Origin of the sequence: Pedobacter mendelii (assembly GCF_014635725.1) — a bacterium.
Classification (GTDB): domain Bacteria; phylum Bacteroidota; class Bacteroidia; order Sphingobacteriales; family Sphingobacteriaceae; genus Pedobacter; species Pedobacter mendelii.
Map to the genome: position 1 here is coordinate 21,485 of NZ_BMDJ01000016.1, position 23,094 is coordinate 44,578.

Here is a 23,094-nt window from a genome sequence, read left to right on the forward strand (position 1 = left end):
TGACGTGTTACGGGTTATCATTAAAACAATTAATAATTAAAATTAAAAGCTATGAATACTTTAGAAAAGTTCGAATTAATGGAAAAGATTGTGCGTGAATTGGGAGATTTACAAAATTCTCAGCAGGCACTTATTCAGAAGATTGGTAAAATTGAGGTTGATAATATCGAATTGGGCGATAAACGCTTAGAAAAAGATTTACCTGATATGCACCAAAGAGTTGCTGATAACCTAGATACAATTATTTCAATACTTCAATACTTTGCTGATAAAACAGAAAATTTTGGGGATAAAAACAATGTTGAGGCTTTAAAAGAGCAACAAGCAATTAATGGTGCAACTAGCTAATCCATAATTATTAAATCATCCTTATTATTATGAAATCTATCTATCTATTTTTCGCCTGCATGTTTGTAGGCTTTTGCGCAAGTGCACAAATATTACCTACATTTCAATTAGGGGTAAAAGCTGGAGCGAATTTTTCAAAGTTCGACACTGAAAATACCTTTAGTAGTGATAACAGAACAGGTTTTTACGGCGGTTTATGGGCCAGGGTAGGTGGAGCAGGTGTGTTTTTTCAGCCAGAACTTTACGTTTCAGGAAAAAAAACAAATTTAATAAGTGATGCAAATGGGCAGGTAAATCAGGTTAGATTTACAAGTTTAGATGTGCCATTATTAATCGGGACTAAGTTTGGTGCAGCAGGTGTGGGCTTAAGAATTAATACTGGCCCAATGTTTTCATTAATTTTAGATGATCAACAAAGCTTAGGACAGGCCACAGGAAATGTATTTAGCGGTAATTTTAAAGATCAGGCAATTTCATGGCAATTCGGTGCAGGACTTGATATTAAAAAACTCAGTATTGATGCAAGATATGAACTTGGCTTATCTAAATTAAACAAAGACGGTTATCCGCCTACGAAATTAAATCTCTTTACCATAGGCATAGGATACAGAATCTTATAACATATCAATATTTTATAGTGAGTTGTTATTCATTGATAATTGCTTGTCGAAAATACACCTAATTATACCTGTCTTATGAATTTAAAGGAACTATTGCTTAAGGGACACAATTTTATAGCGCTTCTAAATCAATTTAGAATTGATGCGAACGATTTAATTATTAAAGATGAAGAAGTAATCTTTAATGTAAAATTAAATTCAAATATTGAAGTTATGAAAGAGTCCATTTGCTTAGAAGGTAAAAGTAGCGATGATTTAATTAATCTTTTTGGTACCTTACATTACAATTTATTAAATAAATTAGCTGTATTAGAAATGCAGAGTTATGAAAAAATTCCTGTAATGATAAGAAATTAACCTTTCTTTCATTGATACATATACCGAAGAGGCAATTACTTAATTAGTTTTTGCCTCTTTGTTTTTTTCAATGATATCATTTTCAATTTCAGTTAGTTCGTATGCAAAAGCACCATTCTTTGGTACAATTGGGGTCTCGCGACCTACACTTAAAGCCCTTATAAAAGAGGCCCCGAAGTAAAATATAAGTGAAGAATAGAATACGAAAAGCATAATTACGATGATAGAGCCGGCAGAACCATAAATGTTGCTGATGTTACTTAATGGTAATAAAATTCTCAAAACATATTTACCTGCTGTAAAAAGGCATCCTGTTAACAATCCTCCAGATAATGCAGCCCTCCATGTTGGTCTACCGTTAGTTAAATAACGAAATAAGGTGCTAAACCATGCGGTAACAATAATTACAAACATAATTTGATTAATTACTGAGGTTGCAACCAATTCAAATGAAGGAGAGTTTGTTTTGAGATATGAGCCAATAAAAGCCTGCACACTGTCGGCCAATAACCCGAATAAAAATAATATTCCTGCTAATAAAATAATTGTTACCGATATTGCCCGTGATTTCAGCGTACTTAAAATACCTTTTTTATCTTTCATGCCAATGTTCCAGATTTGCTCCAATGAATTTTTAATTACATTGAAGAGGGTTGTGGCAACAAACAGGAAAAATACAAAACTAAATAGGGTAATGTACCAGGCCTGATCTATTCCACGAATATTTCTAAGTGTAAGTCTGATTTGAGCAATACTTTCGTTATCGAGGATGTTACTTAATCTTTGGAAAATATGTGTAACCAGTAACCTTCTATCTGTAAACATACCAAAAAGCCTAATGAGGATAATTAGTATTGGAGGAAGTGCAAAATTTGTAAAAAAAGCCGTTGCGCCTGCAAGTCGCAAAGGGTCATTTTGCTGAAATATATTAAATGCCTTTCTCAGGGTTGAGAAAAAAAACTTTAATTCGTCTTTTATGGATATCGGCATTATGGTATTTTAAATACAACTAAGCCCGAAAATACTAAAAATAGTTTATCCGGGCTTAGTTGTATATGTAATTATATTAATTCATTTTAGTAAAAACTAAAACAGTTTGTTCGCCTTTAAGTAATTGTAACTTACCATCAATCATTTTTACGTGGTCAGTTTCGCTTAATGCAGCTAAAAATGCTCTTTCTTCCGAATCTGTTTCTTGGCACATCATTTTAGTACTGAAAACATTTTTAACGGTTACTTTTTCATTTGCAATTTCTGCTTGTCCACCATAGCTGTTGCAAAAAGACTTACCACTTATCTTTAAGCTATCGCCAAAATTTAATGTTGCTTTAGAACTTTCAGGTAATTTCTTGCCTGTTAGTTCAGATAACTCCCATTTTGTATTTGTTAATGAAGCAGAAATGATTTTTTCTAGGCATGAACTAAAAAAGCAGATAATTAATCCAAGGATAATTGAGTTTCTCATAATATATTTGATTTGGTGTTATGCAACAAAAACTAATCCAACTTTGAATTTGTGATATAATTTCGTTTTCATTTAGCTTAGCTTTTCTTCTTCAAAAATTCAGTTAAATACTAACACCGTTCTGTTCACTTCGCCATCAACTGCTTTAGAAGCATCAGTTAATCAAATGTTTTTTGCTGCCGTTTCTTTTTTTTTATCCGAAGCCATACCTTTAACTTTTAAGGTTTTGATTACGATAATTTTGCTTTCCTTTTTATTATTAAAGCACAAATGAGCGATACGATTAATCCAATGGGTAGAATTTCTGTGTAAGTTAACAGAACAACAAAAAAAGGATTTTTATACATTTCCTTATAATCATCCATTTCTTTAACTTTTAATGCCATAGCAGACGGAGAAGCTCCGGCTTTTTTAGCCTCTAAAAGCACATGCGTGGTATATTTATCCATAAAATCCGGAACGAATACATAGTAATCAATTAGCCACACAATTACATAAAATGTAGATGCAATTAAGCTGATGTAAAGACCAATGCGGAAGGCTTTTCCGAAAGAGACTATTCCATCATTATATTTATCTCTGTAATTCTTAACAGCTACGTATATAAAAGAGAATGCAAGCAACATGGATGCATATCCTAAAAACATACTGCTTTCAAAATCAGCGCTATTATAGCAGTTTGCTATAGAAAATAACATTAATGCACTTACAATAAGCCCTGCAATTAATCCGAATACGATTACAATTTTTTTCATCATGTTAATTTTAAATCTTTATGGAACGAATTTGCTGCAAATATTTTTTTGGAGGCTCATACTTTCGGGTGATTTTGCTAAAAAGCAAAAAATCATACTAGGTGATGATTTTTTTAACGGATGATATTTAGTCTTTTTGCCATTTCCACAGCCTGTGTTCGACGTTTTACTTCCATTTTTTCGAATAATTTTGATGTATGTGTTTTTACTGTGTTTAATGAAACAAAAAGCTGTAAAGCAATTTCCTTATTACTCAATCCACTGGCCATTAATTCTAAAACTTCAATCTCTCTCTTACTCAGATTCAGTTTGTGAAGTTCCTTTTGGTTTAAAATAAAATCCGTAGATTTTTCAAGGTAAATTTCCTTTTCCACAATAAGTATTTTTACTTTAGGCTTTGTAAGTTTTAAAGAAAGCCATATACCCAATGCAGTAAATATTAGTGCAATTAAACCAGCATAAATTTCAAATGCATGATTAATGATGATGAAACGAAGTTCGATCCATTTTAATAAAAACAACATAGCGGCTAATGAAATTCCATATAGAATAGTATTTTTATTTTTCATTATAAATTTGAATTTGCAGGTATACTTTCTCCTTAAATTAAAATTAATAAAAAAAGGATGAAATAATTTTTGCATTTTTTTTGAAGCTTAAATAAATAAAAGTTATAATTATCAAAAAATCCTTTCGATTTTATGAAGACGACATTAGCAGCACTTTTTTTATCCATTGCTTTATTTTCTTGCAAGCAGGAAAAATTAGAAAAAACATATACACCCAGAGATTTAAGGTTTGGTGAAAGCTTTAACGAAACAACAAAATCAAAGGAAGATGTGCTTAAAATTTCCAAAATTGATTCGGGAAAAAAGGATGGCGATATTTTTGAGCTGAAATTTAAAGATACCCTGATTACGATACTTGATAGGCCAAAACCTATGGCTACCAAATTTTTGTCACCAAGATTTTTAAATACTCAAAAAACTGCGGCCATTGCACAAGTTGCAGATGGTTCAGGATTAGTGTCGCCGTTTTACATCGTTGCATTAAATAATGGTAAGCCTGAAGTTATAAAATTAAGCAGGCCATCGAATGGTGCTAATGATAGTAAAATTACCGTGGGTTTACAAGAAGTGAGCTTGAGTACAATTTTAATTAATAACGATTATGTAGTTACCGTCATAAACGGAAGGGTATTTCCTGTTAAAAGACAGAATGATGGTGAGCGAATTCAAGGAAGATTTCTTTTAAATTCGGCAGACAAATCTACGCTGGTATTTGCAATGGCTAATTCTTTATATCAGGTTAATTATTTAACCGGAGAAACCTTTAATTTACCCGTTTCTGCACAAACGTTAGACCCTAAAACGATTTTAAATAATATTCAGCAAAATTACAGTTGGCAAAAAAACAAGAAGGGAACACTTTTCCTTAAAGAAAATGATAACAATAGAATTATTGATATCAGTGAGTTTAAAAAATAATTAAACAGCCATTGTTCTAAAGGTCAGGTTTATTCTTGGCTTGCTTACTTTCTTTGTTGTTGGTAAACGATGTAGCCAATGGGTTTGTGTTTCGCCTGCCATTACCAGTAAGCTGCCGTGCGCTAAAAAAGTGCTTATTGTTTCTTTAGTTTCCTTGTGCTTAAGTAAAAATTTTCTTTCTGCACCAAAACTCATCGAAGCAATCGCCGAATTTTTTGCTAATGCTTTTTCATCATCGCTGTGGTAAGCCATGCCTTCATTGCCATTATGGTATAAATTTAAAAGGCATGAATTAAAAGTTGTACCTGTTTTTTCTTCGGCTATTTTCTTCAGTTTTAAAAGTTCTGCTGTCCAGGGTAAAGCTTTTTTTGATGCTCTTGAATAGGTGTAAGAATAGTCTTCATCACCATACCATGCAACTTTTCTTTTGGTAATGATGTGCTTACCCATGATAAAAGCCTCGTCGTTTTTCCATTCGATGGTTTCCCATAACACCTCAAAGTATAAATTAGCTTCGTGCTGCAAAAATAACTTACCATAATAATTAACCGTTCCACCATAAGGCAAAAGGTTTTGATTTTTATCTATTTCTGTACTGAACAAATCCATTGTTGATATTTCTCTTTTAAACAATGCCCGCAAGGTCGAAATCCATTTTCTAAAGCATCTTTTTCTGAGTCGAAAAATACCCGGGTCTCTCTCTTCATTCGTTTACCTGATTTACAGCTTAACAAACCATAAATTTTTAAGCGATTGTTGCCTGCAAAGCAAATTTGATTATTTTTTATTTGATTTTTAATTGAAGTTGATGTTAATTTAACATGCTTTATCATTCGCTTTCCATTTCGGATTTGGCTGCTTCCCAACCAATGATAGCTAATTTTCGATCTACTCCCCAATGGTAGCCACCCAATGCTCCGCTCGATTGAATTACTCTATGACAAGGAATTAAAAAAGCAATCGGATTATCACCAATGGCTGTTCCTACTGCTCTGGAAGCATTAGGATTTTGTAAGTTTTTGGCAATTGAGCCATAAGTTGATAATTTGCCCATCGGAATTTTTAATAAACTTTCCCAAACTTTCAGTTGAAAATCTGTTCCTTTTAGATGAAGCTTTATTTGCTCGATTTTGCTCCAATCGTGATTGAAAATAATTAGCGAATTTTGTTGTGCCAAATCCATAATTTCTTTGTATTTAGCTGCTGGAAATTGCTTTTGAAGATTTTTAATTGCTTGATTTTCATCTTCATAGAAAGCCATGTTGCAAATTCCTTTGTCTGTTGATGCTACTAAAATGTTTCCAAATGGGCTTTCGGCAAAACTGTAATTTATATTTAAGTTTTCTCCGCCGTTTTTATACTCGCCCGGGGTCATCCCTTCAATATTCACAAATAAATCGTGCAATCTGCTTGTACCCGATAAACCTGTTGCTAATGCGGTATCAAAAAGGGTTTGGTTATCTTTAAGCAGTTGCTTTGCGTAGCCGATGCTTATGTATTGTAAAAATCTTTTCGGGCTCGTTCCCGCCCATTCACTAAATAATTTTTGAAAATGGAAAGCACTAAGGTTTACTTGTTTGGCTATTTCTTCCAAATCCGGCTGGCTTTTAAAATTAGCTTTTATGTAGTTAATCGCTTCTGTAATTCTATTAAAATTAATTTCCTCTTGTACTTTCATAATCTTAATTATTAATATACAAAAGTAAGCTCGATTTAATCTATATAACACCCGAAACTTGCTAAGTTTTTCATGTAAAATTAGGCACGATAAAAAGTTGGAAACTATGTTTAATTCGGCTTATACCTGTTTTTTTATGATTTCAAATGACCTCGCTACCATTTTTTTTCAAATCAAATCACCCGATATCATGATTTTTTACTCAACCACATTGGCTTTAGTTTTAGTATCTCCTTATTTACAGGGCAATTTTCATCGTGGCATCCTGGTAAATAACCAATACTCATTAAAAACTCGTTCACAATTTCTCCGCCAGTAAATTTAAAGGTTTTTTTAAAAATCTTTACCCATTCTTCTTTGGTTTTCGGATGATGACTTTCCAGCCATTTTTCGAAAGAACCAAACTCTTTCTGCAGTAATAAAATGGTTTTTGCATTTTCAATTGCGGCATTAATTTTTAAACGATTGCGAATAATTCCGGCATCCTTAAGCAGCCTTTCCCAATCCGATTCATTGTATGCTGCAACTTTTTTAATTTTGAAATTATCATATGCAAGACGAAAAGGTTTCTCTTTTTTTAGAATGGTTTCCCAACTTAATCCTGCCTGATTAATTTCCATCACCAATCTGCCAAATAATTCATTATCATCATGTATCGGGAAGCCGTAATGATTATCATGATAATTTTTATGCAAAGCCTTTCTTTCCTCTGGTTGCATTAGTTCAATAGCAGTACAATACGACATTTTTAGTTTTTATAAAACGGTTGATTATCATTAATTAAAAGATGCCCTGAATTTCAACGGAGAAAGATTGGTTTTAGTTTTGAACAACTTACTAAATGATTGAGGATGTTCGAAGCCAAGCTCGTAAGCTATCTCACTTACAGATAAATCGGTTGCTGATAATTTTTCTTTAGCCTTTTCCATCAATTTATTGTGAATGTGTTGCTGAGTACTCTGTCCGGTTAGTACTTTTAATAAGCTGCTTAAATAATTTGGTGAAACGTTTAATGCTTCCGCGATGAGTTGTACACTTGGTATACCCTTTTTTGCCAGTTTATCACTTTCGAAATGGTTGGTAAGAATGCTTTCCAGCTGGTTAAGTATGGTATGATTTGATATTTTTCTGGTTAAAAACTGGCGATGATAAAATCGATCTGAATAAGTAAGTAAAAGTTCTAGTTGCGCCAGCATAACGTTCTGACTGAATTTATCAATATTTGAGTGATATTCTTGTTGAATGTTTTGCATGATTGCCGCAATTGTATTTTCTTCCTTCTCCGAGAGGAAAAGCGCCTCATGTACAGAATAATCGAAAAATTCGCTTTGCTTAATAATTTTGGCTAAAGGAGTGTTTCATAAAAAATCGGGATGAACGAGTAACATCCATCCCGATTGGTTTAAAGTTGTATGTTTTTCTACTTCAATACGAAAAATCTGACCTGGCGAAATAAAAAACATGATGCCTTCATCAAAATCATATTTCTGCTGTCCGTATCTTATTTTAGCATTGAAATTTCTTTTCAGTGCAATGGAATAAAAATCTAAGAGAATACTGTTTTCGCCTTCAGGCATTCTTTTAACATCAGCTAAGTTTATTACACTAATTAGCGGATGCTCTGGTTTTGGTAATCCCCTAAATTTATGAAAATCACTAATCGTTTTAAATTTATGAAATTGGAGTTTCGCCATGGTCTAAGTTAAATATTATTGGTTAAAGGCAACAGCAAATTCTTTGGCATAATCTGTCATTTTTACTTTACCCATAACAGCAGGTTTGTTTTTGTAATAATCTTCTGCAAGTAATCCGCTGTGTAAGGCAGCATACATTTCTATCAGGCCTGCTGCAATTTTTGGATTCATACCAATAGAAATTAAACCTTTCAATGTTTCTTCATCCGATACAACTATCCATTTTAAATCTGGTTTTCCAATGGCTTCACCTAAAATTCTGGCAGTTTCATTACCTGATAAGTCTTCGCTTCCTACAGACCGTGCCTTTCTACCACTAAATGAAGTAATTAATTCTTCTGCTATAGCGGCCGCAATATCAACTGGAGAAACCCATGGAATTATATCATTGCCGCCGTAGTTTGCAACAATTGAACCATTGAATTTTATCATCTCTATATAACCAAGTAGATTGTAATAAAAAGAGTTCGGACGCATGTGCGTGATAGCAACATCTGCAGGCAATTCGTTTAATATCAATTCGACATGGTGTGCGCCAGCTAAAATTCCATTCCCTTCAGCTAAATTTCCTCCAATTGTGCTTAAATTTACAACACGCTTTACACTCGCGTTTTTAATGGCATAAGCATAATTTTTACCCAAATCTTTGTAATAAGCTAATAAATCTAAATTTGGATCGAAATAATTGCCGGGAGGCACCATCGTGTATACTGCATCTGTTCCGCTAAAAGTTTTTGATAAAAATTCAACATCGTGTTAAGAACCTATTGCTGCGTTTGCACCAAGTGATTCAATTTCTTTTTGCTTTTCAGGCTTGCTGCTGATAACTGTAATGGCATGCCCTTTTTGCACTAACGCTATGGTTAGTGGCTTACTGATGTGTCCTAATGAACCTGTTATGATAATTTTCATTTTCTATTATTTGATTATTCAAATTTCTGAAGAATCAAACAACCAGAAGTAACCAAATCTACTGTAGTTGTAGTCGAAAAGATAATTATTTAAGGTTAAGCGGATAGAACAATCACATTCATATTTAGGTATAAAATATTGATACCAGGTTTCTTGAATACATGAATATTTCTAATTATGTTAACAAAACTGTTTAGTTCTAAACCTTCAGCAAACCGCGAAATCCCCTTCCGGCATAGTAAGATTCTGCTCCATTGTGGTAGGTGAATACATTATCATATCGGCGATCACAAAAAATTGCTCCGCCAAGTTTTCTAATCTGGTTCGGTGTTTTTACCCAGCTCGATATTTTAGTATCAAACTTTCCGAGTTTTTGCAGGTATCGATATTGTTCTTCATCTAAAATCTCAATACCCATAACAACAGCCATATTAACCGCACTATTTAAAGGTTTATACTCTTTTCTTGATTCCAAGGCTTCATGATCATAGCAAATACTTCTTCGGCCTTTGGGGCTTTCTGCCGAGCAATCGAAAAAAAAGTAATCATCGGTTTCCTTATTGTAGCCAACTACATCAGGCTCACCTCCTGTTATTTCCATCTCTCCAATTGACTTAACTTTTTCAGTATTCGCCTCTAACTTAGATTGAACTTTAGCCCATTCAATGTTTTCATGGCGATTCATGTTTTTCTCGAAACGGATTTTTAAAATGTTGAACAGTTCTTCATTTTGTTGGATTGACATTTCATTTTTCATAATTAATAATTTCCTTTAATTCAATTAAATCGAATACTCAAAATTTATATGTAGATAAGTTTTCAATAAAAAAAACTACTGTAAATGCCTTAGTAATTGATGCAATTTTAAATTTTATTTTTCGGATTAATTAAAGTTTTTTCTTGTGTATCTAATAATCCTGCTGCTTTCAAGTAGTCTATTTTTCTATTTGTTACAAAAAATACTGTCTCATTAAAGTTTTTATCTAAATTTTAATGATGTAATACTTCATCAAACAGTTTGGTTTGTCCATAAGTAAGATGTACTAGTAAAATAAATGCGATAACTAAAATTTTATTCGTTCTTAAATTTAATGGTCTGTTCTATTATAAATGGTACATAATGTTTTTTGCTTGGCGACACAGCATATTTTTAGCATTAAAGTTAAATAGAATTCTTACTGTTGAGCCTTTCACAAATTTTTCATATAAGCAAATTAGCTACTGTTAGAAATGGATTATTTTTGACTTTCTATAATTTTTCTTGCATTTTCGTTTTTAGGATTTAGTTTCAAAGCCTTTTTATAAGCATTTAAACTTTCTTCTTTTTTTCCTAGCAGTAGTAAGCACTCTCCTAAGCTATCAAAAGTATTAAACTGATTCGGATATAATTTGGTATTCAAAATGAAAATTTCTAAAGCATCGTTCTCTTTTTTTGCCTTTAGCAACTCATACGCAAAACCATTCAACTCATTTTCACTTGTATTATAAGCCGATTTTAAACCTTTTTTGTGCTCAGATTTTATAAACTTAATTGTCTGGTTTATTGAACTGGATTTTGAATGAAATTCTGAAATTGGTGTCAAGTTCATATTTCGTTCTTTTAGAATTTGCTCTGCGAGTGTTTCTACTTTATAAAATTTTCTTTGTTCGTCTGTAACTTGGGTTGAATCAATATCATATCGTTTCCATTTTGTCTCCCCATTGTTCATTACATACTGTGTTCCATAAATCTGCGGTTTTTTTTGTCTCATTAAATCTCTGTCGATAGCTGCAGCCAATAACCATTTATTAATTGTACTGTCTAATTCAATGGCTTTTTTCATATGTTTTACAGCCATTGAAGAAGCTATGGTATCGTTATCATGTTGAAAAATCATAGCAGAATTGTAGTAATCTTTTCCTGTTATAATTTGTTCTGAATTTATCATCTCATAAACTCTTTTTTCTCTTTCTTTATCTTGCTTTGATAAAACAGACCAATTAATGTTTTTTACCATTCTTGAGCTTTGGTCTTCATTGTACATTTTTTGTAATTCACTATTATCTGTCTGTGCTAAAACAGTTAAAGGAAAAATGAAGAGAGATAAAATTTTTAAAAATTTACATAATTTCATACAAGGTGCATTGATGGTTATATTAAATTGTAACTTTTTCATAATTTTAATGTTTGTTTAATTAATCTTCCAAGTTTTTGCTTTCATCATCCTTCATGTATCAATAAGATTTATTGTATCAAAGTGAAAATAATTAAATCAGGATTTTCTTTGTCTGTTTCTGTAGATTTTACAAAATTTAATTTTAACAAAAGCTTAGTTGAATTCTGATTGTTGCAATGCGTAAGCGCAAGTAAATTTCTAAGCTTTAATGCATGAAAAGCATAGTTGATAACTATTTGTGCCGCTTCTTTCATTATTCCTTGACTTTGAAATTTTGTCATAAGCTCATATCCAATTTCGCAACTATTTTTTTCGCTTGAAAAGTTAAAAATACAAATTGTCCCAACAAATTTTTTTGTATCTGTCAAGGTAATCGCCCAATAAAATGCAATGTTTTTTTCGATGCTATCATTAACCTTATTGATAAAGTTTATTGCGTCTTCAATTGTTTTGCTTGGTACTCTATCAAGATATTTATTTATTTCTGTGTCAGTACGCAAAGCAAAAATATCTTGCTGGTCGTTAATTTCTAATTGTCTAAGAGTTAGCCTTTCACTTGTTAAAATTGGAAAAGGTGCGAAATTTATGTTTTTCATTTTGTCTTATTTACTTAGTCTGTGTAACGGGGTGTAATTTCGAGATCGTTAACGTTTTAGGTATTGCCGAAGAAATAGGTTTTTAGCCCAAATGTTGATGCGGAGATAAGCGGAGAACCGAACCGCCACTTTTGTAAAACCCTTGCTAGCGGTTCATCGTTTTCTACCTTACTGTTTACATCATTAAACCTTCGATTCAACAACTGCAAGATTATTAATAAGTTTCCATTCGTTGTCAATGTCAAGATTTTATTTATTCGTTTGATATATTCTTCGTTCATTTCGTTTGTTGTGAAGTGTCGTTTTACAATGATCGCTAACGTTGAAGCATTGGCGTTTTAGGGGCAATCAAGGCTTGCCAGCCTAAATGCTTGCACCAAAGATAAATAGAATACAAATGTTCAGCCTATGTTCGTCAGCCAATGCAATGTTAGCTGAAGTTATACTATTTTCCATAGTTCTCTGTCTTTAATAACGAGTAAACAACAGAGTCTTCCATTCTGCTATTTTTCCAATAATGTTCTCTCAATACACCTTCTTTAGTAAAGTTAAATTTAGCTATTAGTTTAAGAGATGGTATGTTGTCAGGTCCAATAAAGGCTTCAATTCTATGTAAATTCATCTTTTTAAAGCCATATTCAATTATTGTGAATAAAGCCTCCGTCATTATTCCTTTTGATTTTTGAAGGTTTTCTGAAAGTGCATAACCAATTTCTGCACGGTTATGTTCCACATACCAAGTATGAAAACCACACCATCCGATTATTTTGTCTGAATCTTTTTCGATGATTTGAAAAAGTAGAAAAGATTTATTAAAAGTGGAAATCCCTTTATCTAATTTTTCTCTCTCTTTACTCAGTTCTTTATCTGATGATAAACCAAAAAATAATTTTATTTCAGTATCAGAATATTTATTAAAAACGTACTTATAAACTTCTGGGTCTAGTCGTCTTAAATTTAGTCTTTTGGTTGTTAAAATTTCAAATTCCATTTGTTTAAAGATGTTGGGTTTCACAATTATGCCTAACGTTTTGGGGCTTGGCAAAGTGGAAAATTAGAAGTACAAATGTTCAATTCAGCACTTCTGTATCCATTTTGCCAAGCCACTGTTAGCGGTTCGTTGTTCTTCTTTCGTCAGCAGTTTATGTGCTGTATTATTCGTCATTCAATGAATTAATTCCCTGTTCTTTAAGTTTTGCTAATGCGTCTTTCATTGCTTTAACTTGTTCTGGTGGATGTCCTTGCCAATTAGTAACTTCTCCAATTATTTTAAAAGGATTTGTCGAACGATAAGATTTTGTCGGGTTACCCGGGAATTTTTTGTCAGTCAGGTCAGGGTCGTCTTCAATTGGTCCTGTAGGTTCAACTAAATAAATCCTTTCACGTTCTACACCAAATGCAAGTTCAGCACCCCAAATTGCAGCATCCAATGTGGCAGAAAGGAAAATGTATTTTGCATTTTTTCTATGTCCGTAATTAGAGTTAAAACCAACTTCGATAAACTCGCCAACTTTCAAGTCAGACCTCGTCCCGTGAAAATATGTCTGTGCAAAAGGTGTCGCACCGTGTACATTAGATTTTTCGTTGCTGTTAGTTTTTTCCGTTGTCATAATTTATTTTTAAAAGTTTTTGTGTCTGCTTGGTTGTCGTCATACAATGATCGCTAACGGTTTAAGGCTTGCGACGGTGTGGCAATAGGATTACTTCAGCCCAACGCTTGCACAAAAGCCAAATTGAAAAACTAAACCTGAGCCTTTGCACGTCAGCCACACTATTGCAAAACCTCTGTTTTGTGCTGTTTTGTTTCTCGTTAGTCTAAATCCAAAAGTCTTCTGTGGTAATTTATTTGTCCAAGGTGATACGTCAAATGTGTTGTCAAATGAATTAATAAATACCCTGTCGAAGTTTTTGTTTCAAAAACCAAAATAGGATATTCTTTGTCTAAATCTTCATCAGCTAATTTTTTGAGTGATGTAATTACAATTTCTAACGTTTTCTCTATGTTCTCAATTAGTTCAGCTTTTGAAATGTTCTTTAACGAAAATTCGAGTTCTCTGTTTCTAATGTAATTTGTCTTTCCAATTTCAGCACCAATATATGTGTTAAGATTTCCAATTAAGTGCAGGCAAAGGTTTCCTGCTGAATTGGCGATTTGCTTATCAACTTTCCAAAGATTATTTTCATTCTTATACAAGTTGATTTCATTCTTTAATTTATTCAAATCTCGGTCGAATAAACCTTTTAGTATTTCGATTACCATTGGCTTAATTTTTAAATACTCCTTCAAAAACAGTTACGGCTTCTCCATAAATAAATACTTTATTATCATTAAGTTCAGTGTTCATTTTTCCTGTTCTTGCAGATGATTGAAAAGCATTCAGTTTATTTTTGTTCAATTTTGTAGCCCAATACTTTGTCAGAAAAGTTTGAATTCCACCTGTTACCGGGTCTTCATTTGTACCTGCCCAAGGCCAAAAATATCGATAATGAAAATCAAAGTCAATGCTTTCGGATTGTGCAGTAACTAAAACACCATTTATTCCTTCATATGAATTTACCAATGAAAGAAAGTCTGGTCGCAAATCAGCCAATGTTTTTGTGTCTTTAATTTCAATTAAAATTATTTTATTATTTGGACTGTATCGTTTATTTACAATTTCATTTATGCCAAGTGCAGTAAGCATATTTTGTGGCACTTCGATTTCTTCTGTTTCATAAACAGGAAATTGCATTTTAATTTTTGTTCCCGATTTTTCAATAACCAATTCAACATTGTTAATATTTACAAAAACGATTTTGGTTAACGATGTAGTGTCGAAAATAATTTTGGAAGAGGCCAATGTAGCGTGTCCACATAAAGGTATTTCCATTTTTGGTGTAAAAAACCTAATGCTGTATGAGTTGTCAGATATTTTTTTTATAAATGCTGTTTCCGAAAAACCAATTTCGGTTGCTATGTTTTGCATTGCCTTTTCCTCAATATCATTTTCAACTATACAAACCGCGGCAGGATTTCCTTTAAATTTTTCATTTGTAAATGAGTCTACAAAATATGTTTTCATTGTTTAAATTTCTAGTGGGTGATAGTCTTTAAAATAGCACACAACGATTTGGGGCTTGGCGAAGTGGAAAATTAGAAGTACAAATGTTCAATATCATTACAAGTGTTAAACCTTGCACAAATGCTCAATCGGAGCACTTTATCCCCGCTTTTGGCAAACCGCATGTTAGCGGCTGGCAATAGTCTATGGACTGTCCAAAAATTATTTCACAACCTCGGAACATAATGGTTCTATTATATCCATATAAGTATCGGGATGAATATTAGAGCAGAAGGTTAATACTTTTTGGTTTTGGCGATTGAGAAAAATGGAAGAGGAAGAACCTGCTGTTCCACCATTTATTTTTAAAATAGACTCCGTTTCAGAAGATTTTACCAAAACCCACCCAATTGCCGAATAAACATCTGGTTTAGCCAAAACAGCATTAGAAGCTTGCAGTTCAGTCGTTTTATTCTTCGCATCTAAAGTTGCCATTGCAAATTTTGCTAAATCTTCGGATGTGGATATAATACCAATGCAACCATCAAGAATTCCGCCATCCCAATATGGTGTATAATTCCCTTCTTTATCCAATCCATTAATCACTTTTGTAGAGATCCTATTAATGCTAAATACCGAATGCTGCATTTTCAATGGCTTGAAAATTTTCGTTTCAACTATTTCTGCAAAAGATTGTCCTTGAATCCTCGACATAATATAACTAAGCAAACCAAAGCCTAAATTTGAATATATTACCCTTTCTCCAGGCTGTGATTTCATTTTTAGGTCATTTTTTAAATAGCTTATTAAATCTTCCTCATAATAATTACTAAAAGGGTTTTCTTTAATGAAATTTCTTCTATCGTCATAACCAATTGGCATTCTCGGAAGTCCAGAAGTATGCATACCTAATTGTTTCAAAGTTATAGCTGGATTATCTTTCAGTTCAAAATGAAGGAAATCTGAGATTGGGTCGTCAAGACTCACTGTACCTTCAACTACTAATTGAGCAAGTATATTCCCTGTAAAAGATTTAGTAACAGAGCCTATTTCAAATGCCGATGTTTTATTATTTGGATAAGAAATTTCTTCTCCTTCATTTTTTAATCCATAATAAGTTGCCGTATTATTTTCTGTCACAGAAATAGATACTTCTGTGTGAACTGGCAAAATTTTAAGAATGGTTGTAATCTTATCTATAAACTCTTCAGTTCGTGCCATATTAGGGTTTTATTGTTTTTTGCTTGCCGCTAACATTTTGCAGATATGTACATAAATGGCATTAATGCAGAACTATTGTCGCACCGCACTAAATTCAGTAAATAAAGATGAATTAACGTAAACCACCTTCAGCCATTTTTGTGAAAATTTGCTGTTAGCGATTAGGCGTTTTTATCCAAACATTAAATTTACACGCTTTCCAAGTCCAAATTCAAAAATCCGGTAAAGTGTCGAAAGTTGAATGTCGCATTTTCCATTTTCAAGACGAGATATATAACTTTTTTTAGTTCCGACTTTTTCAGCCAATTGTTCTTGCGTCATATTTGCTTCTTTTCTAGCTTCCTTCAACATTTCGCTGATAACAAAATATTGAGCTTTTTCTTCAAATTCATCACGTTTTCCAACACCGATTTTTCCGTATTTAATGTCTAGTAACTCGTCAAAGTTTTTAGCATTTCTGATATTTTCTTTGTTCATTATTTTTTCTTTTTTGAGTTAAAATATTCTTCTTTTAATTTTAAAGCCAAGTCAATTTCTTTTCTTGGCGTTTTCTGAGATTTCTTTTGGAAACCGTTAAACAGAATTACAAAATTACCTTTGTCAAAACAGCAAAATATTCTATAAATATTGCTTTCAAATTCAATTCGTATTTCATAAAGTCCGTCAGTTCCTGTCATATGGTTTAGGAATTTTTTTGGAACATTTTGTACGGTTCTTAAAATCTTAAAAACGTATTCAATTTTCTCTTGCACTTTTTCACTCTGCTCTAAATAGAAGTTGGTGAAATGATATTCGTGAAAAACGATTTGCCTTTGAGAATTCATTACGTAAAGTTAACTCAAAAGTTATCAATATGCAAGTTTTCTGGTCTTGATTTTTAGCACTAACGTTCAGGAGCGCTTGCCGCTAACGTTTTGCGGCTTGGCGTAGTGGCGGAAATCGAAGCACAAAAGCTGAATTTATTACGAATGTTCAATTGGAAAACTACTGTTGAATTTTGCACTTCAGCCCGCCTGACGCAAAACCCTTGTTATAGCCAGTTTTTCTTTTCTCGTTAAGTCGTCCAGCGTTATGTTGTTATTATAAAATTGATTGTCCATTGAAGTCAAATTTATATTTTCTATTTTCCCAGTCAGTCGCTAAAATATAATTGTCGCTGATTACGAAACTGTCTTTACCGTCCAATGTTGTAAAAATGTCCGCACCGCTTTGTTGCCACAGTATTTCACCGTCCTTGTCAAGTCGGGAAATTTCAAGTTCTCCGTGAATAATGTAGCTGTCTTGGTATTTATAAATTTCAAAACAAGTCGCTTGGTCAGCTTGTGTCCGCCACAACAAAGTTAAGTTGGGAATTGACAAACAAAAAATTGTGTCTGAACAGCAAACTACAAGTCTGTCATTTTCAATAATTGTCGAAGTGTCGTGAATTGTTGTTCCGCCACCGATAGAACCGATAACTGCACTTCTTAATAATTTGTCGTCTTGATAGATTTTAATTCCAAAAACAGAAGGAAAGTGATATTCAGATTTGTCAAAGTAAACAAAGTCGTATTGATTAACATTGTCAGCCGAACCTTCTGTAAAAGTCTGGTCGGCATATATGTCAATGCGATATTTGTCTGTCGTATAGTGTGTCATTAAAATTGGCTATAACGTTTTGCCGCTTTGCGAAGGGCGGGATTTTCACCACTAAACTTCATTCGGAGAACTGAACTTTCGGCTACCGCAAAACTGTCTGCGGAGCACGAAACCCCGCCTTTTGGGTAGGTGCTGTTAGTGGCTGGCGTTTCTTCGGGTCTGTTTTTTCGAGTTTTCATTTTGCAAGTTTTTCAATTGTCAAACCTTGAATAATGATACTAAATAAAACGCAAAAGTAAGTTGCAATTAATAATATATTTTTCGTTTCGCTGTCTGGCAATGATAAAACTAATGCTAATGAGAGTCCACCACGTAAGCCACCCCAACTAATTATTTTCGCTTCTTTATTTGTCAATTTTAATAATTTAGGGAACGCTAAATGTGGTAAATAGACAATGATAATTCTTGAAAGCAAAACTATTAAAACCGAAATAAGTCCTACGAAAATATACTCTGTCTTAAAGTCAATTACTATCAACACAAATGCAATTAAAATAAATAAGATAGCATTTAGAACTACGTCCACTAACTCCCAAAATTTATGAACATATTCTTGTGTAGTATCGCTCATTGCAATGTCTTGTTTGAAATTACCAACCATTAAACCCATCACAACCATTGCTAATGCACCAGAAACATGAAAATAATTAAACATTCCATAACCTGCCATTACAAATGCAAGTGTCAATAAAATTTCTGTTTCATAATGGTCAACCGATTTTAAAAGTAAATGCAAAAAATAGCCAAAAATAAGTCCCATAATTATTCCGCCAACGGCTTCTTGAACAAATAGAAAACCAAAATGTGAAAAACTAAAAGTGCCTGTATTTAAAGTGTCTAACAATGCGATAAAAACAACAACGCCAACTCCGTCATTAAATAAACTTTCGCCTACAATTGTATATTCTGTCTTTTGGGGAACATTTGCTTTTGTCAATATGCCTAAAACTGCAATTGGGTCTGTTGGTGAAATTAATGCACCAAAAATTAGGCAATAAATAAATGAAATGTCTAAATGAAATAGTTGAGTAAGTCCAAAAAACAATGCTGAAATAATAATTGTCGATAGAATAACTCCACCTAATGCAAAAGTTGCAATTGGTCTAATTTGCTGTTTAAGGTTGTTCCAATTTGTATGCAGTGCTCCTGCAAAAAGTAAAAATCCTAAAAGTATATTAAGAATAATTTTGTCAATATTTGCAGTTTCAATGTATGTTTTAATCTCTTCAACTGGTAGGGTTAGCCAAAGTTTTGAACTGATTACAAACAAAGATAGAATTGTAGATAAAATAAAAAGTCCAATTACAAAAGGTAATTTCAAAAAGCGTTGGTTCAGATAAGCGAAACCCGCTGAAAGGCAAATTAAAATTGTTAGGGCAAAGTATAAATTCATTTGTTTTTTGTCAATTATTTGGGTCTGTAAATTTTATTTGTCTGTTCAATGTTCGCAGGGTGACTTTGCAGTACGCTTGCCACTAACGTTTTGAAAATTTGTACATAAATGGAATTAATGCAGAACTATTGTCTTACCGCACTAAATTTAGTAAATACCTGATGAATTAACGTAAACCACCTTCAGCCATTTTTGAAAAAATTTGCTGTTATGTGTTCGTACTTTTATGAAAGCAATTTTTCACGTTTTTTACCAACTTTTTTGATGTAGATTTCGACTTCTTCGATTTGTAATCTGAAATAAACTGGCTAATCTCTTTTCTTTCTTTTTCTGTTAAAGGGTCGCTTTGAATTATAAAGTCAACTCCTTTTGGCTCTCTTATAAATCCCATAATTTCTTAGGTTTTAAAATATTTCTCTACTAATAATTTGGATGATTCGGCCGGAATTATCATCCGACGCCTGCCGAAGTGGTAGGCTCCCAATGATTCTTCATAATGTCTCACCAACTTTGTTTTTGCTGTAAATGCAACAAAGCCGTCAAACCCATACTGAAATGAAAGTTTGCAAGCGTAGGCAACCAAATTACCTGCTACGCCTTCATAAAGTTTGTTTTGTCCGATATTAAAAGGAGCGTTTTAAAGCAAATTCATATAAATGTGGTCGGTTTCTTTTGTGATACTCAACAAACCTTGAACGATGTCTAAATTATTTACAATGGTCAGTTTATAAACTTCTTTGGTGTCGTCCTTTAATTCGATTTTCCAATTGAAATTCCACCCTTTTTTAACATTTATATTTTTGCTGTCATTAATTGTAAATCTAGCCACTTCAGTCTGAAAAATGTCGCCAGAAATAGTATTTTGGATGGAATTGGTCAGCTTGTCAACCACAAAATCCAACTGTATTTCTTGCACTTTTTTCATTGTGTTAATTTACGAAAATATTTCCAATGATTAATTATCCTTCAAGTTGGGTAAGTATGACATATAACGGTTTGGGGCTTTGCGATGGGGGGGATTTTTATCACTAATGTTGAGCCGAAGAGCTAATGCTCAAATATACACAAAAGTTCAATCGAAGAACTTCAGCCCGACTATTGCCAAGCACCGATGTTATCGACTGCCTTTCTGTTAGTCCAAGGATGTGTCGTGTCAAGTTTTTTATAAAGAAGGGGCAAAGAGGGGATTCGAACCCCTATCTCCGCTGGAAGCGTTATTCTACATTGAAATACTTGCCCCATTTTTATATTGTAATTTTATTAAAAGTAACTTTAGTTTTTTTGCAAATTTTGTCTATCCACTTATTATCGTTCCACTTCTTTGCTCTCTCAATCAGTTTTTTGTCTTTAGAATTGTTCGATAATTCAACAAGATTCTCGAAAACGCCATTTGGTATTTTTGTTTTATACCGAACACAAAGTAAAGCTAATAAATCGTGTAATCGATAGCTCGGTGAATAGTTGTCAATACCTTGTTTGATTGCATAAAGTATTATATCAAAAGCAACTGTAAAATTACCTATTTGAATGCTTTCAAATGCTAGGTTTTCTGAATGCCAAGTCGAATGTTTAATTGGCATTCGTGGCTTTTCATGCTTTGTTTTGAGAGTGGCAATTTGATTGAATTTTTCAATGTGTCCCTTGAATTTATTGAAATCATCACTACTCGAAATTGTCTGGAGTGTCTGTGAAAATCCTTGACTATTGATGTAATGAACGATATTTGATTTCTTATTTTTTACCAATGAAGATTTGAAATTAGAAATTGTAAATGGAAACTTAATTTTGTTCGCTCTAAATCTGGGAACTCTCTTATGAATATATTTTGGCAGAAGTGGAGAAAATTTAAAGAGAACAATTGAAAGAATAGTAAATGAAGAAACAGTAATAAAATCTCTTCTTGAAAATGGATTTGGATTTTTTTCGTAATTAAAATTGTCTTCAATCTTTATTGGAAGTAGCCAATAAATAATTAACAAAGAAGTTAGCATAACAAAAAACGAACTCAAAAAAAATATTGAATTGAATTTGCTACCGTTAACGATAAAAGTGATGAAAGCAAGTCGTGATTGAATTATAACTATTGCAATTAAAGTGGCAATCAACCCAATTTTCAAAAGACTATGGTTAAATGTCCAACCGAGTATAGTTTTAAGTTCGGCAGGTGAAACATCCTTATTTTGATTTTTAGGCAATGGTGCAAGCCATATTGGAGATGAAAGGTTAAAATCCTGATAAGCGTTGATTTGAAGTGTCGGTTCTATTTTATAAATTCTAATTGCTTTTGAAAGATATTGTAAACTTGTTCTGCGGTTAAACAACAAATACGTCAATAATGTGAAAAAAAGTATGTTTAATATAAGCCCGCCTTTTTCTAAATTGTCAGAGATAAAAAAAATAAATTTAATTAATGAAGGCAAGTCCTTTACCTCAGTCAATTTATCCTTTAGTGAATTTTCTTTTTCCTTTGTCAGCTCATCTTTTTGAGCAACTAGTTCTTGCCGCTTTATCTTATATGTAGCGGTATCTTCTGAATACTTCTGATTTATTTCAACGAACTGATTCTCGATTGCTTGGAACTTATATTGAAACTCTTGTTTTACTGATGTGTATTTATCAAAATTACTTTCAACAATAAACAGCCAGTTCGTAACAAGAACCAAGAGTGCAATCAATGCAATTCTTGAGGTCGAGTCCGTCAATTTGGAATATATCTCAAAATATTTGTCAGCTATGTCTTTCGGGTCTTTCACTTTGTTTTGTTCAACTTTTTAATTTTAGCTCTGTCGTTTGTTCGGAACGTTAAGGTTGCCGCTAACGCCCCGGGGCTTGGCGAAGTTGGCGGTTACGATAAATCTACTAAAAAACTGGAAAGGTTGTAGATGAATTTCCGCCAATTTAGCCAAACTACCTGTTAGCAGTAGTATCATCGATTTGCTAGTTTAAGCAATAATAAGGTTATTGCTTTTAAATTTACTTTGTAAGCCAACTTATAGCAAGAGAAAGAAATGTAGACACGATAATACTTATAACTGCCCATTTGACAGTTTGTCGAACCCCCGACTTCCCTTCTTCTCTTACAGGAAGAATAATGTTCTTATATACTTCTTCATAATTGTTTGCAACTTGGCTCAGGCTTCTAAAATGAAGCTCGATTTGGTTCAATTGTATCATTAGCGGTTGTAGAAGTGGGCTTGCTTTTAATTGTTCTTTAGTATTAGAAATTATATTTTCAGTCGCCTTGATTTCATTAGAAAGTTTTTGAGGGTCAAATGTTAATATTTCTGTTATTCTTTTATTCAGAGCTTCTATTTTTTTCTGGTCCACAAATGTATTTTGTTCTATCTCGATTAAAAGTTTTTTTAAATAGTCAGTTGTTTCGGGTTTTATTGAGCATATCACTATTGGTTTAAATCCGTCCTCACCAATTTCTTCATAATGTAAAATTCCAAGTTGATTAAGCCGAAACAAATAATCTTCCTGAACTTTTGTTTCATCGTTTAAATACAGACTTTTCCAGTTGTTGACTTTACTTAGCTCAACGGATTTGTCAGCTTGTGCTTTTGATAAGAGATTACTTATAAAAAATATTTCCTCGTATTTATTCATGTAATCAGTAAGTTAATCTGCACAAAAATCGGCAATTAAGAATACACCAAAAACGGCAACAAGAGTGCGCAAAAAAACGGCAGGATAATTAAACCCCACCGTTTAATACGACCTTCATCGGCTT

Annotated in this window: 33 protein-coding genes and 1 tRNA gene; 4 read left to right on the forward strand and 30 right to left on the reverse strand. The window is 32.8% G+C overall.

Features of this window, described 5'->3' with window-relative positions; all coding sequences use genetic code 11:
- Nucleotides 1-51: 51 nt before the first annotated feature.
- The 3 genes from IEV50_RS18845 (at nt 52) to IEV50_RS18855 (ending at nt 1,325) form a co-directional block, all read left to right on the forward strand.
- A complete protein-coding gene (locus tag IEV50_RS18845; protein WP_188417373.1) occupies nt 52-348 on the forward strand; it encodes a hypothetical protein in 297 nt (98 codons plus the stop codon).
- Between the two features lie 29 nt (nt 349-377).
- Nucleotides 378-968: a porin family protein gene (locus IEV50_RS18850; protein WP_188417375.1), complete on the forward strand. Its 591-nt coding sequence runs from the start codon at nt 378-380 to the stop codon at nt 966-968.
- Nucleotides 969-1,043: 75 nt separating this feature from the next.
- Complete coding sequence (locus IEV50_RS18855; RefSeq protein WP_188417377.1) at nt 1,044-1,325, forward strand: hypothetical protein; 282 nt, start codon at nt 1,044-1,046, stop codon at nt 1,323-1,325.
- Between the two features lie 39 nt (nt 1,326-1,364).
- Here the strand turns inward: IEV50_RS18855 and IEV50_RS18860 are convergent, their stop codons facing one another.
- The 4 genes from IEV50_RS18860 to IEV50_RS18875 all read right to left on the reverse strand — a co-directional run bounded on the left by IEV50_RS18860 (nt 1,365) and on the right by IEV50_RS18875 (nt 4,114).
- Nucleotides 1,365-2,315, reverse strand: coding sequence for a YihY/virulence factor BrkB family protein (locus tag IEV50_RS18860; protein WP_188417379.1), 951 nt, complete (start codon nt 2,313-2,315; stop codon nt 1,365-1,367).
- Between the two features lie 76 nt (nt 2,316-2,391).
- A complete protein-coding gene (locus IEV50_RS18865) occupies nt 2,392-2,790 on the reverse strand; it encodes an META domain-containing protein (RefSeq protein ID WP_188417381.1) in 399 nt (132 codons plus the stop codon).
- A 230-nt stretch (nt 2,791-3,020) separates the two neighbouring features.
- Complete coding sequence (locus tag IEV50_RS18870; protein ID WP_229746803.1) at nt 3,021-3,548, reverse strand: DUF4199 domain-containing protein; 528 nt, start codon at nt 3,546-3,548, stop codon at nt 3,021-3,023.
- 110 nt (nt 3,549-3,658) lie between these two features.
- Nucleotides 3,659-4,114, reverse strand: coding sequence for a response regulator transcription factor (locus IEV50_RS18875; protein WP_188417383.1), 456 nt, complete (start codon nt 4,112-4,114; stop codon nt 3,659-3,661).
- A 132-nt stretch (nt 4,115-4,246) separates the two neighbouring features.
- Between IEV50_RS18875 and IEV50_RS18880 the strand changes: the two genes are divergently transcribed.
- Nucleotides 4,247-5,032, forward strand: a complete 786-nt coding sequence (locus tag IEV50_RS18880) for a hypothetical protein (protein WP_188417385.1) — start codon at nt 4,247-4,249, stop codon at nt 5,030-5,032.
- Here IEV50_RS18880 and IEV50_RS18885 read toward each other — a convergent pair whose 3' ends face one another.
- The 26 genes from IEV50_RS18885 to IEV50_RS19000 form a co-directional block, all read right to left on the reverse strand.
- The gene (locus IEV50_RS18885) at nt 5,033-5,641 is read right to left on the reverse strand and encodes an alpha-ketoglutarate-dependent dioxygenase AlkB family protein (protein WP_188417387.1); all 609 of its coding nucleotides are present in this window, start codon (nt 5,639-5,641) and stop codon (nt 5,033-5,035) included. It lies immediately after the preceding gene.
- Nucleotides 5,617-5,865: an Ada metal-binding domain-containing protein gene (locus IEV50_RS18890; protein ID WP_188417389.1), complete on the reverse strand. Its 249-nt coding sequence runs from the start codon at nt 5,863-5,865 to the stop codon at nt 5,617-5,619. The genes IEV50_RS18885 and IEV50_RS18890 overlap by 25 nt, the downstream gene beginning before the upstream one ends.
- Nucleotides 5,862-6,710: a methylated-DNA--[protein]-cysteine S-methyltransferase gene (locus IEV50_RS18895; protein ID WP_188417391.1), complete on the reverse strand. Its 849-nt coding sequence runs from the start codon at nt 6,708-6,710 to the stop codon at nt 5,862-5,864. Before IEV50_RS18895 ends, IEV50_RS18890 begins: the two co-directional genes overlap by 4 nt.
- A 188-nt stretch (nt 6,711-6,898) precedes the next feature.
- Nucleotides 6,899-7,456 (reverse strand): DNA-3-methyladenine glycosylase I, encoded by a 558-nt coding sequence (locus IEV50_RS18900; RefSeq protein ID WP_188417393.1) that lies wholly within the window; start codon nt 7,454-7,456, stop codon nt 6,899-6,901.
- Nucleotides 7,457-7,486: 30 nt separating this feature from the next.
- Nucleotides 7,487-7,963 carry a helix-turn-helix domain-containing protein gene (locus tag IEV50_RS19855; protein ID WP_308785485.1) on the reverse strand — a complete coding sequence of 159 codons (477 nt, stop codon included), beginning with the start codon at nt 7,961-7,963 and terminating at the stop codon, nt 7,487-7,489.
- Nucleotides 7,964-8,068: 105 nt separating this feature from the next.
- Nucleotides 8,069-8,404 (reverse strand): hypothetical protein, encoded by a 336-nt coding sequence (locus IEV50_RS19860; protein ID WP_308785486.1) that lies wholly within the window; start codon nt 8,402-8,404, stop codon nt 8,069-8,071.
- 15 nt (nt 8,405-8,419) lie between these two features.
- Entirely contained in the window at nt 8,420-9,106 is a 687-nt protein-coding gene (locus IEV50_RS18910; protein WP_229746804.1) for a Rossmann-fold NAD(P)-binding domain-containing protein, read from the reverse strand.
- A 54-nt stretch (nt 9,107-9,160) separates the two neighbouring features.
- Complete coding sequence (locus tag IEV50_RS19700) at nt 9,161-9,316, reverse strand: SDR family oxidoreductase (protein WP_229746805.1); 156 nt, start codon at nt 9,314-9,316, stop codon at nt 9,161-9,163.
- A gap of 199 nt (nt 9,317-9,515) precedes the next feature.
- A complete protein-coding gene (locus IEV50_RS18915; RefSeq protein ID WP_188417395.1) occupies nt 9,516-10,073 on the reverse strand; it encodes a DUF4256 domain-containing protein in 558 nt (185 codons plus the stop codon).
- A gap of 478 nt (nt 10,074-10,551) precedes the next feature.
- Nucleotides 10,552-11,472 (reverse strand): tetratricopeptide repeat protein, encoded by a 921-nt coding sequence (locus IEV50_RS18920; protein WP_229746806.1) that lies wholly within the window; start codon nt 11,470-11,472, stop codon nt 10,552-10,554.
- A 68-nt stretch (nt 11,473-11,540) separates the two neighbouring features.
- Nucleotides 11,541-12,068: a GNAT family N-acetyltransferase gene (locus IEV50_RS18925; protein ID WP_188417397.1), complete on the reverse strand. Its 528-nt coding sequence runs from the start codon at nt 12,066-12,068 to the stop codon at nt 11,541-11,543.
- Nucleotides 12,069-12,124: 56 nt separating this feature from the next.
- Entirely contained in the window at nt 12,125-12,349 is a 225-nt protein-coding gene (locus tag IEV50_RS18930) for a hypothetical protein (RefSeq protein WP_188417399.1), read from the reverse strand.
- Nucleotides 12,350-12,513: 164 nt separating this feature from the next.
- A complete protein-coding gene (locus tag IEV50_RS18935; protein ID WP_188417401.1) occupies nt 12,514-13,059 on the reverse strand; it encodes a GNAT family N-acetyltransferase in 546 nt (181 codons plus the stop codon).
- 163 nt (nt 13,060-13,222) lie between these two features.
- A complete protein-coding gene (gene arr / locus IEV50_RS18940; RefSeq protein ID WP_188417403.1) occupies nt 13,223-13,678 on the reverse strand; it encodes an NAD(+)--rifampin ADP-ribosyltransferase in 456 nt (151 codons plus the stop codon).
- Between the two features lie 200 nt (nt 13,679-13,878).
- On the reverse strand, nt 13,879-14,328 hold the full coding sequence (locus IEV50_RS18945; RefSeq protein WP_188417405.1) for a DinB family protein: 450 nt from the start codon (nt 14,326-14,328) through the stop codon (nt 13,879-13,881).
- A 4-nt stretch (nt 14,329-14,332) separates the two neighbouring features.
- Nucleotides 14,333-15,130, reverse strand: a complete 798-nt coding sequence (locus IEV50_RS18950) for a PhzF family phenazine biosynthesis protein (protein ID WP_188417407.1) — start codon at nt 15,128-15,130, stop codon at nt 14,333-14,335.
- A 201-nt stretch (nt 15,131-15,331) separates the two neighbouring features.
- The gene (locus IEV50_RS18955; protein ID WP_188417409.1) at nt 15,332-16,330 is read right to left on the reverse strand and encodes a serine hydrolase domain-containing protein; all 999 of its coding nucleotides are present in this window, start codon (nt 16,328-16,330) and stop codon (nt 15,332-15,334) included.
- A 171-nt stretch (nt 16,331-16,501) separates the two neighbouring features.
- The gene (locus IEV50_RS18960) at nt 16,502-16,807 is read right to left on the reverse strand and encodes a helix-turn-helix domain-containing protein (RefSeq protein WP_188417411.1); all 306 of its coding nucleotides are present in this window, start codon (nt 16,805-16,807) and stop codon (nt 16,502-16,504) included.
- Nucleotides 16,807-17,154 carry a type II toxin-antitoxin system RelE/ParE family toxin gene (locus tag IEV50_RS18965; protein ID WP_188417413.1) on the reverse strand — a complete coding sequence of 116 codons (348 nt, stop codon included), beginning with the start codon at nt 17,152-17,154 and terminating at the stop codon, nt 16,807-16,809. The genes IEV50_RS18960 and IEV50_RS18965 overlap by 1 nt, the downstream gene beginning before the upstream one ends.
- Nucleotides 17,155-17,410: 256 nt before the next feature.
- Nucleotides 17,411-17,968, reverse strand: a complete 558-nt coding sequence (locus IEV50_RS18970) for a hypothetical protein (protein WP_188417414.1) — start codon at nt 17,966-17,968, stop codon at nt 17,411-17,413.
- A gap of 175 nt (nt 17,969-18,143) precedes the next feature.
- On the reverse strand, nt 18,144-19,361 hold the full coding sequence (locus tag IEV50_RS18975) for a cation:proton antiporter (protein ID WP_188417415.1): 1,218 nt from the start codon (nt 19,359-19,361) through the stop codon (nt 18,144-18,146).
- 208 nt (nt 19,362-19,569) lie between these two features.
- Nucleotides 19,570-19,752: a hypothetical protein gene (locus tag IEV50_RS18980; protein WP_188417416.1), complete on the reverse strand. Its 183-nt coding sequence runs from the start codon at nt 19,750-19,752 to the stop codon at nt 19,570-19,572.
- 246 nt (nt 19,753-19,998) lie between these two features.
- Nucleotides 19,999-20,286 carry a hypothetical protein gene (locus tag IEV50_RS19705; protein ID WP_229746809.1) on the reverse strand — a complete coding sequence of 96 codons (288 nt, stop codon included), beginning with the start codon at nt 20,284-20,286 and terminating at the stop codon, nt 19,999-20,001.
- 246 nt (nt 20,287-20,532) lie between these two features.
- Nucleotides 20,533-20,601, reverse strand: a tRNA-Gly gene (locus IEV50_RS18990).
- Between the two features lie 4 nt (nt 20,602-20,605).
- Nucleotides 20,606-22,114 carry a hypothetical protein gene (locus tag IEV50_RS18995; protein ID WP_188417417.1) on the reverse strand — a complete coding sequence of 503 codons (1,509 nt, stop codon included), beginning with the start codon at nt 22,112-22,114 and terminating at the stop codon, nt 20,606-20,608.
- 220 nt (nt 22,115-22,334) lie between these two features.
- Nucleotides 22,335-22,970: a hypothetical protein gene (locus tag IEV50_RS19000; RefSeq protein WP_188417418.1), complete on the reverse strand. Its 636-nt coding sequence runs from the start codon at nt 22,968-22,970 to the stop codon at nt 22,335-22,337.
- Nucleotides 22,971-23,094 lie beyond the last annotated feature (124 nt).

Bases quoted from the DNA above. Each gene is read 5' to 3' on its own strand.
- IEV50_RS18860 (WP_188417379.1), bottom strand. From the start codon at position 2,315: ATGCCGATATCCATAAAAGACGAATTAAAGTTTTTTTTCTCAACCCTG.
- IEV50_RS18980 (WP_188417416.1), bottom strand. From the start codon at position 19,752: ATGGGATTTATAAGAGAGCCAAAAGGAGTTGACTTTATAATTCAAAGC.
- IEV50_RS18935 (WP_188417401.1), bottom strand. From the start codon at position 13,059: ATGGAATTTGAAATTTTAACAACCAAAAGACTAAATTTAAGACGACTA.
- IEV50_RS18900 (WP_188417393.1), bottom strand. From the start codon at position 7,456: ATGTCGTATTGTACTGCTATTGAACTAATGCAACCAGAGGAAAGAAAG.
- IEV50_RS18930 (WP_188417399.1), bottom strand. From the start codon at position 12,349: ATGAACGAAGAATATATCAAACGAATAAATAAAATCTTGACATTGACA.
- IEV50_RS18920 (WP_229746806.1), bottom strand. From the start codon at position 11,472: ATGAAAAAGTTACAATTTAATATAACCATCAATGCACCTTGTATGAAA.
- arr (WP_188417403.1), bottom strand. From the start codon at position 13,678: ATGACAACGGAAAAAACTAACAGCAACGAAAAATCTAATGTACACGGT.
- IEV50_RS18880 (WP_188417385.1), top strand. From the start codon at position 4,247: ATGAAGACGACATTAGCAGCACTTTTTTTATCCATTGCTTTATTTTCT.
- IEV50_RS18850 (WP_188417375.1), top strand. From the start codon at position 378: ATGAAATCTATCTATCTATTTTTCGCCTGCATGTTTGTAGGCTTTTGC.
- IEV50_RS18865 (WP_188417381.1), bottom strand. From the start codon at position 2,790: ATGAGAAACTCAATTATCCTTGGATTAATTATCTGCTTTTTTAGTTCA.
- IEV50_RS18950 (WP_188417407.1), bottom strand. From the start codon at position 15,130: ATGAAAACATATTTTGTAGACTCATTTACAAATGAAAAATTTAAAGGA.
- IEV50_RS19000 (WP_188417418.1), bottom strand. From the start codon at position 22,970: ATGAATAAATACGAGGAAATATTTTTTATAAGTAATCTCTTATCAAAA.
- IEV50_RS18910 (WP_229746804.1), bottom strand. From the start codon at position 9,106: ATGGTGCCTCCCGGCAATTATTTCGATCCAAATTTAGATTTATTAGCT.
- IEV50_RS18870 (WP_229746803.1), bottom strand. From the start codon at position 3,548: ATGATGAAAAAAATTGTAATCGTATTCGGATTAATTGCAGGGCTTATT.
- IEV50_RS18925 (WP_188417397.1), bottom strand. From the start codon at position 12,068: ATGAAAAACATAAATTTCGCACCTTTTCCAATTTTAACAAGTGAAAGG.
- IEV50_RS19700 (WP_229746805.1), bottom strand. From the start codon at position 9,316: ATGAAAATTATCATAACAGGTTCATTAGGACACATCAGTAAGCCACTA.
- IEV50_RS18975 (WP_188417415.1), bottom strand. From the start codon at position 19,361: ATGAATTTATACTTTGCCCTAACAATTTTAATTTGCCTTTCAGCGGGT.
- IEV50_RS18885 (WP_188417387.1), bottom strand. From the start codon at position 5,641: ATGGATTTGTTCAGTACAGAAATAGATAAAAATCAAAACCTTTTGCCT.
- IEV50_RS18915 (WP_188417395.1), bottom strand. From the start codon at position 10,073: ATGAAAAATGAAATGTCAATCCAACAAAATGAAGAACTGTTCAACATT.
- IEV50_RS19855 (WP_308785485.1), bottom strand. From the start codon at position 7,963: ATGCAAAACATTCAACAAGAATATCACTCAAATATTGATAAATTCAGT.
- IEV50_RS19705 (WP_229746809.1), bottom strand. From the start codon at position 20,286: ATGAAAAAAGTGCAAGAAATACAGTTGGATTTTGTGGTTGACAAGCTG.
- IEV50_RS18960 (WP_188417411.1), bottom strand. From the start codon at position 16,807: ATGAACAAAGAAAATATCAGAAATGCTAAAAACTTTGACGAGTTACTA.
- IEV50_RS18945 (WP_188417405.1), bottom strand. From the start codon at position 14,328: ATGGTAATCGAAATACTAAAAGGTTTATTCGACCGAGATTTGAATAAA.
- IEV50_RS18845 (WP_188417373.1), top strand. From the start codon at position 52: ATGAATACTTTAGAAAAGTTCGAATTAATGGAAAAGATTGTGCGTGAA.
- IEV50_RS18955 (WP_188417409.1), bottom strand. From the start codon at position 16,330: ATGGCACGAACTGAAGAGTTTATAGATAAGATTACAACCATTCTTAAA.
- IEV50_RS19860 (WP_308785486.1), bottom strand. From the start codon at position 8,404: ATGGCGAAACTCCAATTTCATAAATTTAAAACGATTAGTGATTTTCAT.
- IEV50_RS18895 (WP_188417391.1), bottom strand. From the start codon at position 6,710: ATGAAAGTACAAGAGGAAATTAATTTTAATAGAATTACAGAAGCGATT.
- IEV50_RS18970 (WP_188417414.1), bottom strand. From the start codon at position 17,968: ATGACACACTATACGACAGACAAATATCGCATTGACATATATGCCGAC.
- IEV50_RS18965 (WP_188417413.1), bottom strand. From the start codon at position 17,154: ATGAATTCTCAAAGGCAAATCGTTTTTCACGAATATCATTTCACCAAC.
- IEV50_RS18890 (WP_188417389.1), bottom strand. From the start codon at position 5,865: ATGATAAAGCATGTTAAATTAACATCAACTTCAATTAAAAATCAAATA.
- IEV50_RS18875 (WP_188417383.1), bottom strand. From the start codon at position 4,114: ATGAAAAATAAAAATACTATTCTATATGGAATTTCATTAGCCGCTATG.
- IEV50_RS18855 (WP_188417377.1), top strand. From the start codon at position 1,044: ATGAATTTAAAGGAACTATTGCTTAAGGGACACAATTTTATAGCGCTT.